15 protein-coding genes are annotated in these 14,731 nt (G+C 61.2%); 12 read left to right on the top strand and 3 right to left on the bottom strand.

Annotated features, from left to right (window positions below; genetic code table 11):
- Positions 1–192: 192 nt before the first annotated feature.
- The 10 genes from AB4P97_RS21630 to madM all read left to right on the top strand — a co-directional run bounded on the left by AB4P97_RS21630 (position 193) and on the right by madM (position 8,197).
- A complete protein-coding gene (locus AB4P97_RS21630) occupies positions 193–558 on the top strand; it encodes a DUF6124 family protein (RefSeq protein ID WP_042561527.1) in 366 nt (121 codons plus the stop codon).
- A 413-nt stretch (positions 559–971) separates the two neighbouring features.
- Positions 972–2,642, top strand: coding sequence for a malonate decarboxylase subunit alpha (gene mdcA, locus AB4P97_RS21625; protein WP_395601597.1), 1,671 nt, complete (start codon positions 972–974; stop codon positions 2,640–2,642).
- Positions 2,642–3,514, top strand: a complete 873-nt coding sequence (locus AB4P97_RS21620; protein WP_395601596.1) for a triphosphoribosyl-dephospho-CoA synthase — start codon at positions 2,642–2,644, stop codon at positions 3,512–3,514. Before mdcA ends, AB4P97_RS21620 begins: the two co-directional genes overlap by 1 nt.
- On the top strand, positions 3,514–3,813 hold the full coding sequence (locus AB4P97_RS21615; RefSeq protein ID WP_150601960.1) for a malonate decarboxylase subunit delta: 300 nt from the start codon (positions 3,514–3,516) through the stop codon (positions 3,811–3,813). Before AB4P97_RS21620 ends, AB4P97_RS21615 begins: the two co-directional genes overlap by 1 nt.
- On the top strand, positions 3,806–4,657 hold the full coding sequence (locus tag AB4P97_RS21610) for a biotin-independent malonate decarboxylase subunit beta (RefSeq protein ID WP_047303917.1): 852 nt from the start codon (positions 3,806–3,808) through the stop codon (positions 4,655–4,657). Before AB4P97_RS21615 ends, AB4P97_RS21610 begins: the two co-directional genes overlap by 8 nt.
- Positions 4,654–5,439 (top strand): biotin-independent malonate decarboxylase subunit gamma, encoded by a 786-nt coding sequence (gene mdcE, locus AB4P97_RS21605; RefSeq protein WP_395601595.1) that lies wholly within the window; start codon positions 4,654–4,656, stop codon positions 5,437–5,439. Before AB4P97_RS21610 ends, mdcE begins: the two co-directional genes overlap by 4 nt.
- The gene (locus AB4P97_RS21600) at positions 5,433–6,053 is read left to right on the top strand and encodes a malonate decarboxylase holo-ACP synthase (RefSeq protein WP_115147120.1); all 621 of its coding nucleotides are present in this window, start codon (positions 5,433–5,435) and stop codon (positions 6,051–6,053) included. The genes mdcE and AB4P97_RS21600 overlap by 7 nt, the downstream gene beginning before the upstream one ends.
- Entirely contained in the window at positions 6,050–6,970 is a 921-nt protein-coding gene (gene mdcH / locus AB4P97_RS21595; RefSeq protein ID WP_395601594.1) for a malonate decarboxylase subunit epsilon, read from the top strand. Before AB4P97_RS21600 ends, mdcH begins: the two co-directional genes overlap by 4 nt.
- Positions 6,971–7,034: 64 nt before the next feature.
- Positions 7,035–7,427, top strand: coding sequence for a malonate transporter subunit MadL (gene madL / locus AB4P97_RS21590; RefSeq protein WP_395601593.1), 393 nt, complete (start codon positions 7,035–7,037; stop codon positions 7,425–7,427).
- A 5-nt stretch (positions 7,428–7,432) separates the two neighbouring features.
- The gene (gene madM / locus AB4P97_RS21585; protein WP_395601592.1) at positions 7,433–8,197 is read left to right on the top strand and encodes a malonate transporter subunit MadM; all 765 of its coding nucleotides are present in this window, start codon (positions 7,433–7,435) and stop codon (positions 8,195–8,197) included.
- 216 nt (positions 8,198–8,413) lie between these two features.
- On the opposite strand, the gene AB4P97_RS21580 is transcribed toward madM, so the two are convergent.
- Complete coding sequence (locus AB4P97_RS21580; protein ID WP_042561519.1) at positions 8,414–9,334, bottom strand: LysR substrate-binding domain-containing protein; 921 nt, start codon at positions 9,332–9,334, stop codon at positions 8,414–8,416.
- 214 nt (positions 9,335–9,548) lie between these two features.
- Between AB4P97_RS21580 and AB4P97_RS21575 the strand changes: the two genes are divergently transcribed.
- Complete coding sequence (locus AB4P97_RS21575; RefSeq protein ID WP_115147123.1) at positions 9,549–10,166, top strand: hemolysin III family protein; 618 nt, start codon at positions 9,549–9,551, stop codon at positions 10,164–10,166.
- Positions 10,167–10,277: 111 nt separating this feature from the next.
- On the opposite strand, the gene AB4P97_RS21570 is transcribed toward AB4P97_RS21575, so the two are convergent.
- Both AB4P97_RS21570 and AB4P97_RS21565 read right to left on the bottom strand, forming a co-directional pair.
- Positions 10,278–10,997, bottom strand: a complete 720-nt coding sequence (locus tag AB4P97_RS21570) for a 16S rRNA (uracil(1498)-N(3))-methyltransferase (RefSeq protein WP_210623078.1) — start codon at positions 10,995–10,997, stop codon at positions 10,278–10,280.
- A gap of 142 nt (positions 10,998–11,139) precedes the next feature.
- Positions 11,140–12,546: an adenosylmethionine--8-amino-7-oxononanoate transaminase gene (locus AB4P97_RS21565; protein ID WP_395601591.1), complete on the bottom strand. Its 1,407-nt coding sequence runs from the start codon at positions 12,544–12,546 to the stop codon at positions 11,140–11,142.
- Between the two features lie 221 nt (positions 12,547–12,767).
- On the opposite strand from AB4P97_RS21565, the gene AB4P97_RS21560 reads away from it, so the two are divergent.
- Positions 12,768–14,543 carry a flavin monoamine oxidase family protein gene (locus tag AB4P97_RS21560; protein ID WP_395601590.1) on the top strand — a complete coding sequence of 592 codons (1,776 nt, stop codon included), beginning with the start codon at positions 12,768–12,770 and terminating at the stop codon, positions 14,541–14,543.
- Positions 14,544–14,731 lie beyond the last annotated feature (188 nt).

Raw genomic sequence — 14,731 nt, 5'->3', positions numbered from 1 at the left:
TAGCAGCCCGTGGTTAATCTAAGGGTGCACACACATCATCAGTCAGGCTCAACGCCTGAGTTCGATGGCGGCTGTGCGCAGGGCGCTTCGGCGCGCCGGCTTCCTTAGGTTCCCCGGTCTGCTAACCTGCGTTCAGCTGCCACCCCTTCTTTTAGCAGAGAAGCGGTTCCAGCTTTATTCCGGAACCTGAAGATGATTAAACCAACGCCTAACCCGCCGGTCACAGACCCGGCATCCCCCTACGAATCGTCCGATTCCAAGAAATTTCACGAAGCCGCCGAGCGCGCCCTCGACCATTACCTCGGCCCACCGACCGCCGAAATCATGGCCGCACCCTACAAGCCCAACAAGCTGTACATGACCGACCCCGAAGCTGATACCGAGTCTCTCCTGGCAGATGCCAGCGAAACACTCGGCTCGGCCACCGTCATGCTGCACAACCATGTGGCGATGGTCGAAGGCACCCACCGCAAAACCCTGCAAGGCATTGCTCAAGTGGTGATGCTGGCGGAGCTGGCGGTTAATCGGGTGCTGGACAGGTTAGTGCCTACGGATTGATCCAGAGCTTTCACTGATTGCACTGGCCCCATCGCTGGCAAGCCAGCTCCCACAGTGTCCGGGTTGTATCCGAATCTTGTGAACCACACAAAACCCTGTGGGAGCTGGCTTGTCAGCGATGGGGCCAGTGGCATCAGCAACTTCCTACCGGCCAACCCCCTGACTCATCGGCGGACTTATCCAGAACTTACGCTGCTTTGGCTGGCCTCTTCGCGAGCAGGCTCGCTCCCACAGTTGATCTTCAGTGCCCCCGGTTTTTGCGGACGATAGAGATCCCCTGTGGGAGCGAGCCTGCTCGCGAAGGCGGCAGTGAACGTTACGCTCAGCGTAACGTTTCACCACCCTGCTTGATTGATGCCCCCCCACTCACACGCCTAACTTAGCTCCACGACAGCGAACCCCGTGGAGTGAGCATGACAACAACAATTTCCCCCGACTCGCGCTGGACGCGGCGGCGCGATGAGAAGCAGCGCCGTCTCGACAAGGTGCGTGGGCTGGCCGACGGTGTGGTGTTGCCCACCGACAAGATCGTCGCGGCGCTTGAGGCGTTGATCCTGCCGGGCGACCGTGTAGTGCTGGAGGGCAATAACCAGAAGCAGGCGGACTTCCTCTCTCGCTCTCTCGCCAAGGCTGATCCCGAGACGCTCCACGACCTGCACATGATCATGCCCAGCGTCGGCCGCTCCGAGCACCTCGACCTGTTCGAACGCGGCATCGCTCGCAAGCTGGATTTCTCCTTCGCCGGCACCCAGAGCCTGCGCATCAGCCAGTTGCTTGAGGACGGGTTGCTGGAAGTCGGCGCGATCCACACCTACATCGAACTCTACGCACGGCTGGTGGTGGACCTGATCCCCAACGTCGTGCTCTCGGCCGGGTTCATGGCCGACCGAGCCGGCAACATCTATACCGGCCCAAGCACCGAAGACACCCCGGCGCTGATCGAACCGGCGGCGTTCAGTGACGGCATCGTCATCGTCCAGGTCAATCAACTGGTCGACGACGTCAGCGAACTGCCCCGCGTGGACATTCCGGCGTCATGGGTCGATTTTGTGGTGGTGGCCGACAAGCCGTTCTACATTGAGCCGCTGTTCACCCGCGACCCACGCCACATCAAGCCTGTGCACGTGTTGATGGCGATGATGGCGATCCGCGGTATCTACGAAAAACACAACGTGCAGTCGCTCAACCACGGCATCGGTTTCAACACTGCGGCCATCGAACTGATCCTGCCGACCTACGGCGAATCCCTTGGCCTCAAGGGCAAGATCTGCCGCAACTGGACGCTCAACCCGCACCCGACGCTGATCCCGGCGATTGAAAGTGGCTGGGTTGAAAGCGTGCATTGCTTCGGCACCGAACTGGGCATGGAAAACTACATCGCCGCGCGCCCCGACGTGTTCTTCACCGGCCGCGACGGCTCGCTGCGTTCCAACCGGATGTTCTGCCAACTGGCCGGGCAGTACGCGGTGGATCTGTTTATCGGCGCGACGTTGCAGGTCGATGGAGACGGCCATTCTTCCACCGTTACCCGTGGCCGACTCGCCGGTTTCGGTGGCGCACCGAACATGGGCCACGACCCGCGTGGCCGCCGCCACGGCACGCCTGCATGGCTCGATATGCGCCACGACGACTCGCCGCAACCGATGCTCGAACGCGGCAAGAAACTCGTGGTGCAAATGGTCGAGACGTTCCAGGAGGGCGGCAAACCGACCTTCGTCGAAACCCTCGATGCGGTGGAAGTGGCGAAGAAGAGCGGCATGCCGCTGGCGCCGATCATGATTTACGGCGACGACGTGACCCACCTGCTGACCGAAGAGGGCATCGCTTACCTCTATAAAGCGCGTTCGCTGGAAGAGCGCCAAGCGATGATCGCAGCCGTTGCGGGCGTCACCGCCATTGGCCTGCGCCACAACCCCAAAGACACCGAGCGCATGCGCCGCGAAGGCCTGATCGCCTTGCCCGAAGACCTCGGCATCCGCCGCACCGACGCCACCCGCGAACTGCTGGCGGCGAAGAGCGTGGCCGATCTGGTCGAGTGGTCCGGCGGCCTCTACAACCCGCCCGCCAAGTTCAGGAGCTGGTAATGCACGCATTCAACCTGCAAACGAAACCTCTGAGCCTGGCCGAGCGACTGGCGGATCTGGCGGTCGACGCATTGATCGACGAAGCGGATCTGTCACCGAAACCGGCACTGGTGGATCGTCGTGGCAACGGCGCGCATACCGATCTGCACCTGGGCCTGATGCACGCTTCGGCGCTGTCGTTGTGGCCAGCGTTCAAGGAAATGGCCGAAGCGGCTGTCGACATCGGCGAAGTCGCTTTGCCGTTGCGCGAAGCGGTTGGGCGGATTGGCCGTGAAGGCGAGCAAGCGATGCTCGCAACCACTCACGGCGTGAATACCCATCGCGGCGCGATCTGGGCGTTGGGCCTGATCGTGACAGCGGCGGCACTGGACGCGAAATCCAGCAAGGCCGGTGCTGTTTGCGTCAGGGCCGCACGTCTGGCGCTGCTCGATGATCGCTATGCACCGCGCCCGCTAAGTCACGGCGCGCAAGTCGCACTGCGGTACGGCGCACGCGGTGCTCGCGAAGAAGCGCAACTGGGTTTTCCGTCGGTGCTGCAACGCGGCTTGCCGCAACTCAAAAGCAGTCGCGCCCGTGGTCACGGCGAACAGAACGCCCGGCTCGACGCCTTGCTGGCGATCATGACTGACCTGGCCGACACCTGCGTGCTGTATCGCGCCGGCGAAGCGGGTTTGCAAGCCATGCAGGAAGGCGCGCAAGCGGTGCTGGATGCCGGCGGTAGCGCCAGCCTCACCGGCCGCCGTCGACTGCACGAACTGGATCAACAACTCATCGCATTGAATGCCTCGCCCGGTGGCGCCGCCGACTTGCTCGCCGCCACGCTACTGCTCGACCGAATCGAGCGCGACGGCCTCTTTCAGGGAGCGTTTTGATGGAAACCCTATCGTTTGAATTCCCCGCCGGGCCGCCGCCACGCGGTCGCGCGCTGGTCGGTTGTGTTGGCTCGGGCGACCTGGAAGTGCTGATCGAACCGGGACTGGCCGGCAAGTTGACGATCAACGTGCAGACCTCGGTCAACGGCGCGCAGCAGCGCTGGCAGCACTTGTTTGCGCGGATGTTCGACGGCACCACGCCGCCCGCCATGGCCATCGATATCCACGATTTCGGCGCGACGCCGGGTGTGGTGCGGTTGCGTCTGGAGCAAGGTTTCGAGGAGATCGGCCATGACTGACAGCGCAGCGCTTTTGCACAAACACAGCTTCGTTGAACTCGGCGCGCGGCAACGGGCGAAAGTCTTGCTCGATGCCGGCACCTTCCGCGAATTGCTTGACCCGTTCCAGCGCGTCATGTCGCCATGGCTTGAACGCCAGGGCGTGGTGCCGCAGGCCGATGACGGCGTGGTGATCGCCAAGGGCAGCGTCGATGGGCTGCCGGTGGTGATCGCCGCCATCGAAGGCGCGTTTCAGGGCGGCAGCCTCGGCGAAGTCGGCGGGGCGAAGATCGCCGGCGCGCTGGAACTGGCCGCCGAGGACAACCGCAAAGGCATCCCGACCCGCGCCATATTGCTGCTGGAAACCGGTGGCGTGCGTTTGCAGGAAGCCAATCTCGGTTTGGCGGCGATTGCCGATATTCACGCGGCAATTGTCGATTTGCAGCAGTACCAACCGGTCGTCGGTGTGGTGGCGGGCAGCGTGGGTTGCTTTGGCGGCATGTCGATTGCCGCGGCGCTGTGCAGCTATCTGCTGGTGACTCAGGAAGCACGCCTTGGCCTGAACGGCCCGCAAGTGATCGAGCAGGAAGCCGGGATCGAAGAATACGACTCACGCGACCGGCCATTTATCTGGAGCCTGACCGGTGGCGAGCAGCGTTTCGCCAGTGGGTTGGTGGATCGTTATGTCGCCGATGATGTGGCGCAGATTCGTCAGCAGGTCGGCGAATTACTGCAGCAAGGATTGCCGACGCAACCGCGCAGTCAGCGCGCCGAGTGGTTCCTGCAGCGTCTGGCCAGCCTCGACACTGACAAGCAAATCGAGCCTTCGGTGGTTCGCGATCTGTATCAAGGAGAGCGCTCATGAGTAGCTATTCCGTGCGCGGTTTGAACTGGTTCAACGCGTTGAGCGCTGGCGCCGTAGAGGTCGAAGGGTTGCCGTCATCGTTGAAAGTTGCCGATGGCCAACTCGGGCGTTTTATCGCCGTGGTCGCTGACCCGGACAATCGTTTTCCCCGTGCTCGAAACGGTGAAGTCGGGCTGTTGGAAGGCTGGGGTTTGGCCAAGGCTGTGGATGACGCGATCACTGCTGACCGCGACAAATCACAGAAACGCGCACTGATCGCCATCGTCGATGTACCAAGCCAGGCCTATGGTCGTCGCGAAGAAGCGCTGGGCATTCATCAGGCTTTGGCCGGTGCTGCGGACAGTTATGCCCGCGCACGTTTGGCCGGGCACCCGGTGATTGGGCTTCTGGTGGGCAAAGCGATGTCCGGGGCGTTCCTTGCCCACGGTTATCAGGCCAACCGTTTGATTGCCCTGCGCGATCCCGGCGTGATGGTGCACGCGATGGGCAAGGCGTCGGCGGCGCGGGTCACGTTGCGCAGTGTCGAAGAACTCGAAGCACTGGCCGCCAGCGTGCCGCCGATGGCTTATGACATCGACAGCTATGCCAGCCTCGGCTTGCTCTGGGAAACCCTGTCGGTGCAGCAGATCGAACAGCCGACAGTCGAGGATCTGGCTCGGGTGACTGAATGCCTGACCCAAGCGATCAACGATGTCAGCAGCAATGATCTGAGCGGTCGTCTCGGTGCGAACAATCGTGAAGCTTCCAGCCGCGTGCGCGAACTGCTGAGGGCGCAGTGGTGAACATGCCTCTGGCCCACGACCTGCTCTGGGGCATGACGCCTGCGCAGTTGCCGGTGGATGCGCCGCAGTGGGCGGTTGAATCGCTCAGGGTCGGGCAACCGGTGGTGGTGCGCCGGGCAATGAGCGCTGATGGTTTTGTTGCCGTTGGCGTGCGCGGTGTTTTGCGCGAGCAGCGGTTGGCGGCGTTCATGGCAGTCGATTCGATTGCCTGTCGGGTCAGTCCGGAAGCGCTTTGTCATGTCGACAGTGATCGCGACGTGCCGGCCCTGCGCGCGCTCGAACAGTTGCGGCCGATGCTCGATGATTGCGGTTGGGTCTGGGGCGTCAGTGGCAGTGCCGGGTTTGAACTGGCCAGTGGCTTTGCGGCGATGCATGAGGGCAGCGATCTCGATCTGATCCTGCGTACGCCGCACCTGTTGGCGCGTAATCAGGCGCGCGAACTGGTAGCGCTTTTCGATCAGGCAGCCTGCCGGGTCGACATGCAATTGCAGACGCCATTCGGCGCGGTGGCTCTGCGCGAATGGGCTGGCCCCTCAGCGCGGGTGCTGCTGAAAAACGCCCATCAGGCGTGTCTGGTGGCAGATCCATGGAATGTGCAGGAGCAGGCAGCGTGAGCAGCCTTTTGGTGTTCCCAGGCCAAGGCGCCCAGCAACCGGGCATGCTCCAGCGGTTGCCTCGGGAAACCTTGGTCGAGGCCAGCGATGTGCTCGGCGAAAACGTGTTGCTGCTCGACTCTGCCGAAGCGTTGCGCACGACAAGGGCGGTTCAGTTGTGTCTGTTGATCGCAGGCACAGCCGCTTCGCGGCAACTGCTGCAGCACGGACTGACGGCGGATTACGTCGCAGGTTTGTCCATCGGCGCTTACCCGGCAGCGGTGGTGGCGGGTGCCTTGAGCTTCAGCGATGCACTGCATCTGGTCAGCCTGCGCGGTGAGTTGATGCAGCAGGCTTATCCACAGGGCTTTGGCATGACCGCGATTATCGGCTTGCAGTTGTCCACAGTCGAAGCGTTGCTGGTGCAGGTTCACAGCGCCGAAACGCCGGTTTATCTGGCCAACATCAACGCCGATAACCAAGTGGTCATTGCTGGCAGTGACAAGGCGATGCAAGCGGTTGCCGAACTGGCGCGCAGTCGTGGCGCAGGGCTGGCGAAACGTCTGGCGGTCAGCGTGCCGTCGCATTGTCCTCTGCTGGATCAACCGGCTCAGGCCCTCGCTGAAGCCTTCGCCAAAATACAACTGCAAACTCCGCAAATCGCTTACCTGAGTGGCAGCCGGGCGCGCCCGGTGACTAAGGTCGATGCCCTGCGCGACGACCTCGCTTTCAACATGTGCCGCGTAGTGGACTGGCGCGGCACCGTGCAAAGCGCCTACGAGCGCGGCGTACGGCTACAGATCGAACTGCCGCCTGGTGCTGTGCTGACCGGGCTGGCGCGCCGGGTGTTTGAATCAGGCACTGTCACTGCCTTCGACAGTGCTCGCCTCGACACCTTGCAGGCGCTGTTGCGTGAGGAGGGAAGCCGCCGAACCTAAAACGCCGACTCAAGCTTCGAACAACAAAAACAACATTCGACGATGCACTTTGAGGACTACAACAATGATTATTTACGGTGTGGCGTTTCTCGCCTTTTGTACGCTGGTGGGTATCTGGGTCGGTGAACTGCTCGGCAAGCTGATCGGCGTACCGGCCAACGTCGGCGGCGTCGGCATTGCGATGCTGCTGTTGATCGGCCTGGGCAGTTATCTGAACAAAACCGGCTGGCTCAAGGGCAAGACTGAACAGGGAGTCGGGTTCTGGAGTGCGATCTACATTCCGATCGTGGTCGCCATGGCGGCGCAGCAAAACGTTTACGGCGCACTGAAGGGTGGGCCGATGGCGATTCTGGCGGGGACGCTGGCTGTGGTGATTGCGTTTGCCATGGTGCCGGTGCTGGTACGCCTTGGTAACAAGGAGTCGACCGCCGTCATTCCACCCAAGACTGTGGGGTGATCGCCATGTACGAATCATTGATGAAAGTCATCACCGGTTACGGCCTGATCAGCGGTTTCCTGATTGTAGGCCTGACCATGTGGGTGTCCTACTGGATGTCCAACACCTTCACCAAGGGCCGGTTGCACGGTTCGGCGATTGCCATTCTGCTCGGGCTGGTGTTGTCCTACGTTGGCGGTGCGCTGACCGGTGGGCAGAAAGGCGTGGTGGATATTCCACTGTTGTCCGGTATCGGTTTGCTGGGCGGAGCGATGCTGCGCGATTTCGCCATCGTTGCCACGGCGTTCGGCGTGAGTGTTGAAGAGCTCAAGCGGGCCGGGTTTGTCGGTGTACTGGCGCTGTTTGTCGGGGTGGGCACGTCGTTTGTCGCCGGTGTAGGTGTGGCGATGGCATTCGGTTATACCGATGCTGTGAGCCTGACCACCATCGGCGCGGGGGCGGTGACTTACATTGTCGGCCCGGTGACCGGTGCGGCGATTGGTGCCAGTTCTGAAGTCATGGCGCTGTCGATTGCTGCGGGGTTGATCAAGGCCATTCTGGTGATGGTGATGACACCGTTCGTAGCGCTGATGATCGGCTTGAACAACCCGCGCAGTGCGGTGATCTTCGGCGGGTTGATGGGCACTTCCAGTGGCGTGGCTGGCGGGCTGGCGGCGACGGATCCGAAACTGGTGCCTTACGGTTGCCTGACGGCGGCGTTCTATACCGCGCTTGGGTGTTTGCTTGGGCCTTCGGTGTTGTTTTTGGTGATGCGGGGGTTGGTGGGTTAACGGCCGCCTGAAAAGCAAACCCTAACCCTCCCGAAACGTCGGACCGCCCGGAGGGAGAGGGGACTGAACGAGTAGTTTTTGGCGTTATACACCGTCCTGAAATTTCTGTGTCGAACTCCGGTTCTGAAAGCCCCCGATCTGCTCCCTTTCCCCCTCGCCCCCTTGGGGGAGAGGGCTGGGGTGAGGGGGTAGCTCTTGATCTTGATCTGCTTCCAATCACACCGCCGTCTGGCGATTGGCATACATCCGACACTCCGCCAACAACGCGAGCAAATTCGGATCGCGCTCCTTGGCCTTCAAAAACACTACGCCGATGTGCTGCTGCAACCGATACTTTTCCTGCAACGGAATCAGCTTTACCCGGTTCTCGTACACCGCCGCAATCCGCCCCGGCAGCAATGCATAACCCACCCCGGAACTGACCATGCTCAGCAGCGTGAAGATGTCATTCACCTGCATCGCCACCTTCGGCTCGAACCCCGCCTGCCTGAACACCCGATTGCCGTCCTGATGGGTCGCGAATCCCTGGGTCAAGGTGATGAAGGTTTCATCGCGTACGTCCGCCAGATCAACTTCACTGCGCTGGGCAAATCTTGAATCGGCAGGAGTGGCGAGGAAAATGTCATCGGAGAACAGCGCAATCTGCTCGCAATCCGGGTCGTTGATGCTGTCGTCCAGCGACACCAGAATCGCGTCGACTTCCATGTTTTTCAGCTTGTAGAGCAGGTCGATGTTCGAGCCAAGAATCAGGTCGATGTTGAGTTCGCTGCGGCGGATCTTCAGGCCCATGATCAGTTGCGGCACGGTTTTCACGGTCAGTGAATACAGCGAGCCGAGCTTGAAGCGTTCGGCGGAGAACCCGGCGGCCTCGCGGGTCAGGCGTACGCTTTCGACCACGTCCTGGATCAGCTTCTGCGCGCGTTCCTCCAGTACATAGGCGCTTTCCAGCGGCGTCAGGTTGCGGCCTTCGTGTTTGAACAGCGGGCAGCGCAGGGCGTTTTCCAGCGAGTGAATCGCGCGGTGCACGCTGACGTTGCTGGTTTGCAACTCGGCAGCGGCACGGGCGAGATTGCCGGTGCGCATGAAAGCGAGGAACACCTCGAGTTTTTTCAGGGTCAACTCTTCGTCGATCAGCATGGCGCGGACTCTTTTTGGTATCGGCCGATTGTGCACGGTAAACGCGGCCCTTTGTAGGAGCTGCCGCAGGCTGCGATCTTTTGCTTTTGAAGATCAAAAGATCGCAGCCTGCAGTAGCTCCTACGCGGATTCATGTTGAACAGAAACATTGCGCTTTTATGCTCAAGGCCCGAGCCTTGCGCACTGCGGTAATGAATTTTGAGGTGAGCAATAGATGTATCACGGAGAACGATTGAACGCCTGGACGCATCTGGTCGGGGCAGTGGCGGCTTTTATCGGTGGTGTGTGGATGCTGGTCATCGCCTGCCTCGATGGCAGTCCATGGAAGATCGTCAGTGTGGCGATTTACGCGTTTACCCTGCTGGTGTTGTACAGCGCATCGACCGTGTACCACAGCGTGCGCGGGCGCAAGAAAGAGATCATGAAGAAGGTCGATCACTTCTCGATCTATCTGCTGATCGCCGGCAGCTACACGCCGTTTTGCCTGGTGACCTTGCGCGGGGTGTGGGGCTGGACGCTGTTCGGGATTGTCTGGGGGCTGGCGCTGATCGGCATTCTGCAAGAGATCAAACCGCGTTCCGAGGCGCGGATTCTGTCCATCGTGATCTATGCGGTGATGGGCTGGATCGTGCTGGTGGCAGTCAAGCCGTTACTGGCGGCGTTAGGCGCGACGGGTTTCGCGTGGCTGGCGACGGGCGGAGTTTTGTACACCGTGGGGATTATCTTTTTTGCCCTGGATCATCGTCTGCGGCATGCCCACGGGATCTGGCATTTGTTTGTGATTGCCGGGAGCCTGCTGCACTTTATCGCGATTATGTTTTACGTCTTGTAGACCGAGGCGCGGCTAATCGCTGGCAAGCCAGCTCCCACAGGTGCGTTGTTGGCCACAACATTTGTGAACAACACTGAACCCTGTGGGAGCTGGCTTGCCAGCGATGGGGACCTAGAAATCACCCCACAACTGTTGTGCCACCGCCAACGCAACCACCGGCGCCGTCTCGGTACGCAACACGCGCGGACCCAGGCGCGCAGCATGAAAACCATTGCCCTTGGCCTGCTCGACCTCGGCCTCGGACAAGCCACCCTCCGGCCCGATCAGAAACGCCAGTGTCGAAGGTTTGGCATGGCTCACCAGCGGCTCGGCCACCGGGTGCAGCACCAGTTTCAACTCGGCTTCGGTCTGCTTGATCCAGTCTGCCAGCAGTACCGGTGGGTGAATCACCGGGACCCGCGAACGACCACATTGCTCACATGCGCTGATGGCCACCTGACGCCAATGCTGCAGGCGTTTGTCAGCGCGCTCGTCTTTGAGGCGAACTTCACAGCGATCGCTGAAGATCGGCGTGATTTCATTGACGCCCAGTTCGGTGGCTTTCTGGATCGCCCAGTCCATCCGCTCGCCGCGGGACAAGCCCTGGCCGAGATGGATTTGCAGCGGTGATTCGATCTGTCCGGCGAACTGCTCGTCGATCTGCACCACCACGCGTTTCTTGCCGACTTCCAGCAAGGAACCGCGAAACTCATGGCCGGAACCGTCGAACATCTGCACCGCATCGCCCTCGGCCATGCGCAGCACGCGGCTGATGTAATGTGCCTGCGCTTCCGGCAGTTCGTGTTGGCCGGTGCTTAGCGGGGCATCGATAAAGAAGCGGGACAGTCTCATTTCGGGTCTCTGAAAAGATGTGAATCAGTTGAATCGGTGTCGGTTTCATTCGCGAGCAGGCTCGCTCCCACAGGGGAATGCATTCCAGGGTGGGAGCGAGCCTGCTCGCGAAAGCGGCAGTTCAGGCACCACAAATTTTGAATCAACCCGGATCACGGAACCCCGGATGGAAATCCTTCGGCACGGCCACGCTGACGCTGTCACGGGTGGCGATGTCGATGCCTTCGCTGGCGACTTCGGCGAGGAAGTCGATCTGCTCCGGCGTGATCACGTACGGCGGCAGGAAGTACACCACGCTGCCGAGCGGACGCAGCAGCGCGCCACGCTCCAGCGCATGCTGGAACACCTTCAGACCGCGCCGATCCTGCCAAGGGTAGGCCTCCTTGGTGGCTTTATCCTTGACCATCTCGATGGCCAGGACCATGCCGGTCTGACGCACTTCGCTGACGTTCGGGTGATCGACCAGGTGCGCCGTCGCCGACGCCATGCGCTGGGCGAGTGCCTTGTTGTTCTCGATCACGTTGTCCTGCTCGAAGATATCCAGCGTCGCCAGCGCCGCCGCACACGCCAGCGGGTTGCCGGTGTAGCTGTGCGAGTGGAGGAAGGCGCGCAGGGTTGGATAGTCGTCGTAGAACGCGCTGTAGACATCGTCGGTGGTCAGGCACGCGGCCAGCGGCAGGTAGCCGCCGGTCAGGGCCTTGGACAGGCAGAGGAAGTCCGGACGAATGCCGGCCTGCTCGCAGGCGAACATCGTCCCGGTGCGGCCAAAGCCGACGGCGATTTCGTCGAGGATCAGGTGCAAGCCGTAACGGTCGCAGGCCTCGCGCAACAGTTTGAGGTACACCGGGTGGTACATGCGCATGCCGCCGGCGCCCTGAATCAGTGGCTCGACGATCACTGCCGCAACGCTGTCATGGTTCTCGGCCAACGTCTGTTCCATTGCCGCGAACATATTGCGCGAGTGCTCTTCCCAGCTCATGCCTTGCGGACGCCCATAGCAATCCGGGCTCGGCACCTTGATGGTGTCCATCAGCAGGGCTTTGTAGGTTTCGGTGAACAGCGGCACGTCGCCGACCGCCATCGCCGCCATGGTTTCGCCGTGGTAGCTGTTGGTCAGGGTAACGAAGCGTTTTTTGGCGGGCATGCCGCGGTTGAGCCAGTAGTGAAAGCTCATTTTCAGCGCGACTTCGATGCAGGACGAACCGTTATCGGCGTAGAACACCCGGTTCAGGCCTTCCGGCGTCATCTTCACCAGACGTTCGGACAGCTCGATCACCGGTTGATGGCTGAAACCGGCGAGAATCACGTGCTCCAGTTGATCGACCTGATCCTTGATGCGCTGGTTGATCCGCGGGTTGGCGTGGCCGAACACGTTGACCCACCACGAGCTGACCGCGTCGAGGTAGCGCTTGCCTTCGAAATCTTCGAGCCAGACGCCTTCGCCGCGCTTGATCGGGATCAGCGGCAGTTGTTCGTGGTCTTTCATCTGGGTGCAGGGATGCCACAACACCGCGAGATCGCGTTGCATCCACTGATTATTAAGGCCCATTTACAGTCTCCTCGAGGCGGCTCGCGACAGGCGCGGGCAAACAATCGCGCAAGCCTATGCAATGCATCGCGCGGGAACAACCCATTGTGTCGATTGAGCTACTTTGTATGAGCCGATAGACGTCGCTGGCGGCGTTTTGATGGCTAACGTATTCTTCGCGGTTCTTTGGGTCGTCTGACCCGCACAACTGCTTTTTTCTGTGTATTTCCGGAGTTCGCTGAATGTCTGTCGGTTGGCTGCGCGCCTGTGCGCTGGTGATGTTGGGGCTGTTCAGCGTTACGGCGCTGGCCAAGGATAAAACTGCAATCGTGATCGGCGGCGGCCTGTCGGGCCTGACAGCCGCTTACGAACTGCAAAACAAAGGCTGGCAGGTCACGCTGCTCGAAGCCAAACCAAGCCTGGGCGGTCGCTCGGGCATGGCCACCAGCGAGTGGATCGGCAATGACAAAACCCAGCCGGTACTGAACAAGTACGTCTCGACGTTCAAGCTCGGCACCACGCCTGCACCGGAATTCGTGCGCACGCCGGGTTATCTGATCGACGGCGAGTATTTTTCCGCTGCCGACCTGGCGACCAAGCAACCAGCCACCGCCGATGCGCTCAAGCGCTACCAGAAAACCCTCGACGATCTGGCGCGCTCGATCGACGACCCACAGAACCCGGCAGCGACCAACACCCTGCACGCACTGGACCAGATCACCGTGTCGAGCTGGCTCGACAAACAGAATCTGCCAGCCACTGCGCGTCAGTTGATCAACCAGGACATCCGCACCCATTACGACGAGCCTTCGCGTCTGTCGCTGCTGTATTTCGCCCAGCAGAACCGCGTGTATCGCGGCGTCTCCGACCGTGACCTGCGCGCTTCGCGTCTGGTCGGCGGCAGCCAGGTGCTGGCGCAAGCGTTCGTCAAACAGATCAAGACCATCAAGACCAACTCGCCCGTGTCGGCCATCAGCCAGGATAAGGACGGCGTGACCGTCAAGGTTGGCAGCGTCGGTTACCAGGCCGATTACGTCGTGCTGGCTGTGCCGCTGCGTGCATTGAACAAAATTCAGCTGACCCCGGCACTGGATGCCCAGCGTCTGGGGGCCATCAAGGGCACCAACTACGGTTGGCGCGACCAGATCATGCTGAAGTTCAAGACGCCGGTGTGGGAAAGCAAGTCGCGCATGTCCGGCGAGATCTACAGCAACACCGGTCTGGGCATGTTGTGGATCGAGCCCGCGCTGAAGGGCGGCGCCAACGTGGTGATCAACCTGTCCGGCGACAATGCCCGCGTGATGCAGGCATTTGGCGACAAGCAGATGGTCGATCAGGTGCTGATTCGTCTGCACGCGTTTTATCCACAGGCCCGTGGCTCGTTCACCGGTTATGAGATCCGTCGCTACAGCACCGACCCATCGATGGGCGGCGCGTACCTGGCCTATGGCCCGGGCCAGATCAGCAAGTTCTGGCGCGTCTGGGAGCGTCCGCTGCAGCGCGTAGCGTTTGCCGGCGAACACACCGACACCTTGTACCCGGGCACTCTGGAAGGTGCTCTGCGCACCGGTCAGCGTGCGGCCAGCCAGGTTGAAGATCTGGCGGCTGGCAAATCATTTGAACCGGCCAAAGTGATCCCGGCCGCAGCAGCGGCGGGCGCGGCAGGTGCCGTAGCAGCGAAGAAGGGCAACTTCTTCAGCAACCTGTTCGGTGGTTCGGATGATGAGAAGAAGCCAGAGCCTGTGAAAGCTCCAGAGCCAGCTCCCGTGGCCCCAGCGCCGGCGCCAACTCCATCACCTGCGCCAGCTCCGGTGGAAGCGCCGAAGCCAGCCGCGCCGGTAAAAGCCGAGCCTGCGAAAAAAGCCGCGGCCAAGCCAGCAGCGAAGAAACCTGCGGCGAAAACCGAAGCGAAAAAGCCAGCGGCGAAACCAGCGGCCAAACCTGCGGCGAAAAAGGCTGAACCGGCGAAGAAGCCAGCAGCCAAGCCTGCGGCAACAACCGAGACCAAGGCGCAGTAAAGCCTTGCGGTGATGAAGAAGCGCGGCGCTTATGCCGCGCTTTTTTTTGCCTGTCAGATCGCTTTCGCGAGCAGGCTCGCTCCCACATTCGAGCGGGCTCTTCAGCTGCAATGCAATTCCCTGTGGGAGCGAGCCTGCTCGCGAAGGGGCCTGTTCAGACATACCCATTCCATTGCCTGGCAACAACA

Origin of the sequence: Pseudomonas sp. A1230, from assembly GCF_044218825.1 — a bacterium.
Taxonomy (GTDB): domain Bacteria; phylum Pseudomonadota; class Gammaproteobacteria; order Pseudomonadales; family Pseudomonadaceae; genus Aquipseudomonas; species Aquipseudomonas iridis.
This window is presented reverse-complemented; position numbering and strand designations above follow the sequence as displayed.

Bases quoted from the DNA above. Each gene is read 5' to 3' on its own strand.
- AB4P97_RS21575 (WP_115147123.1), top strand. From the start codon at position 9,549: ATGTATCACGGAGAACGATTGAACGCCTGGACGCATCTGGTCGGGGCA.
- madL (WP_395601593.1), top strand. From the start codon at position 7,035: ATGATTATTTACGGTGTGGCGTTTCTCGCCTTTTGTACGCTGGTGGGT.
- mdcA (WP_395601597.1), top strand. From the start codon at position 972: ATGACAACAACAATTTCCCCCGACTCGCGCTGGACGCGGCGGCGCGAT.
- AB4P97_RS21620 (WP_395601596.1), top strand. From the start codon at position 2,642: ATGCACGCATTCAACCTGCAAACGAAACCTCTGAGCCTGGCCGAGCGA.
- mdcE (WP_395601595.1), top strand. From the start codon at position 4,654: ATGAGTAGCTATTCCGTGCGCGGTTTGAACTGGTTCAACGCGTTGAGC.
- AB4P97_RS21615 (WP_150601960.1), top strand. From the start codon at position 3,514: ATGGAAACCCTATCGTTTGAATTCCCCGCCGGGCCGCCGCCACGCGGT.
- AB4P97_RS21565 (WP_395601591.1), bottom strand. From the start codon at position 12,546: ATGGGCCTTAATAATCAGTGGATGCAACGCGATCTCGCGGTGTTGTGG.
- AB4P97_RS21630 (WP_042561527.1), top strand. From the start codon at position 193: ATGATTAAACCAACGCCTAACCCGCCGGTCACAGACCCGGCATCCCCC.
- AB4P97_RS21610 (WP_047303917.1), top strand. From the start codon at position 3,806: ATGACTGACAGCGCAGCGCTTTTGCACAAACACAGCTTCGTTGAACTC.
- AB4P97_RS21560 (WP_395601590.1), top strand. From the start codon at position 12,768: ATGTCTGTCGGTTGGCTGCGCGCCTGTGCGCTGGTGATGTTGGGGCTG.
- AB4P97_RS21580 (WP_042561519.1), bottom strand. From the start codon at position 9,334: ATGCTGATCGACGAAGAGTTGACCCTGAAAAAACTCGAGGTGTTCCTC.
- madM (WP_395601592.1), top strand. From the start codon at position 7,433: ATGTACGAATCATTGATGAAAGTCATCACCGGTTACGGCCTGATCAGC.
- AB4P97_RS21570 (WP_210623078.1), bottom strand. From the start codon at position 10,997: ATGAGACTGTCCCGCTTCTTTATCGATGCCCCGCTAAGCACCGGCCAA.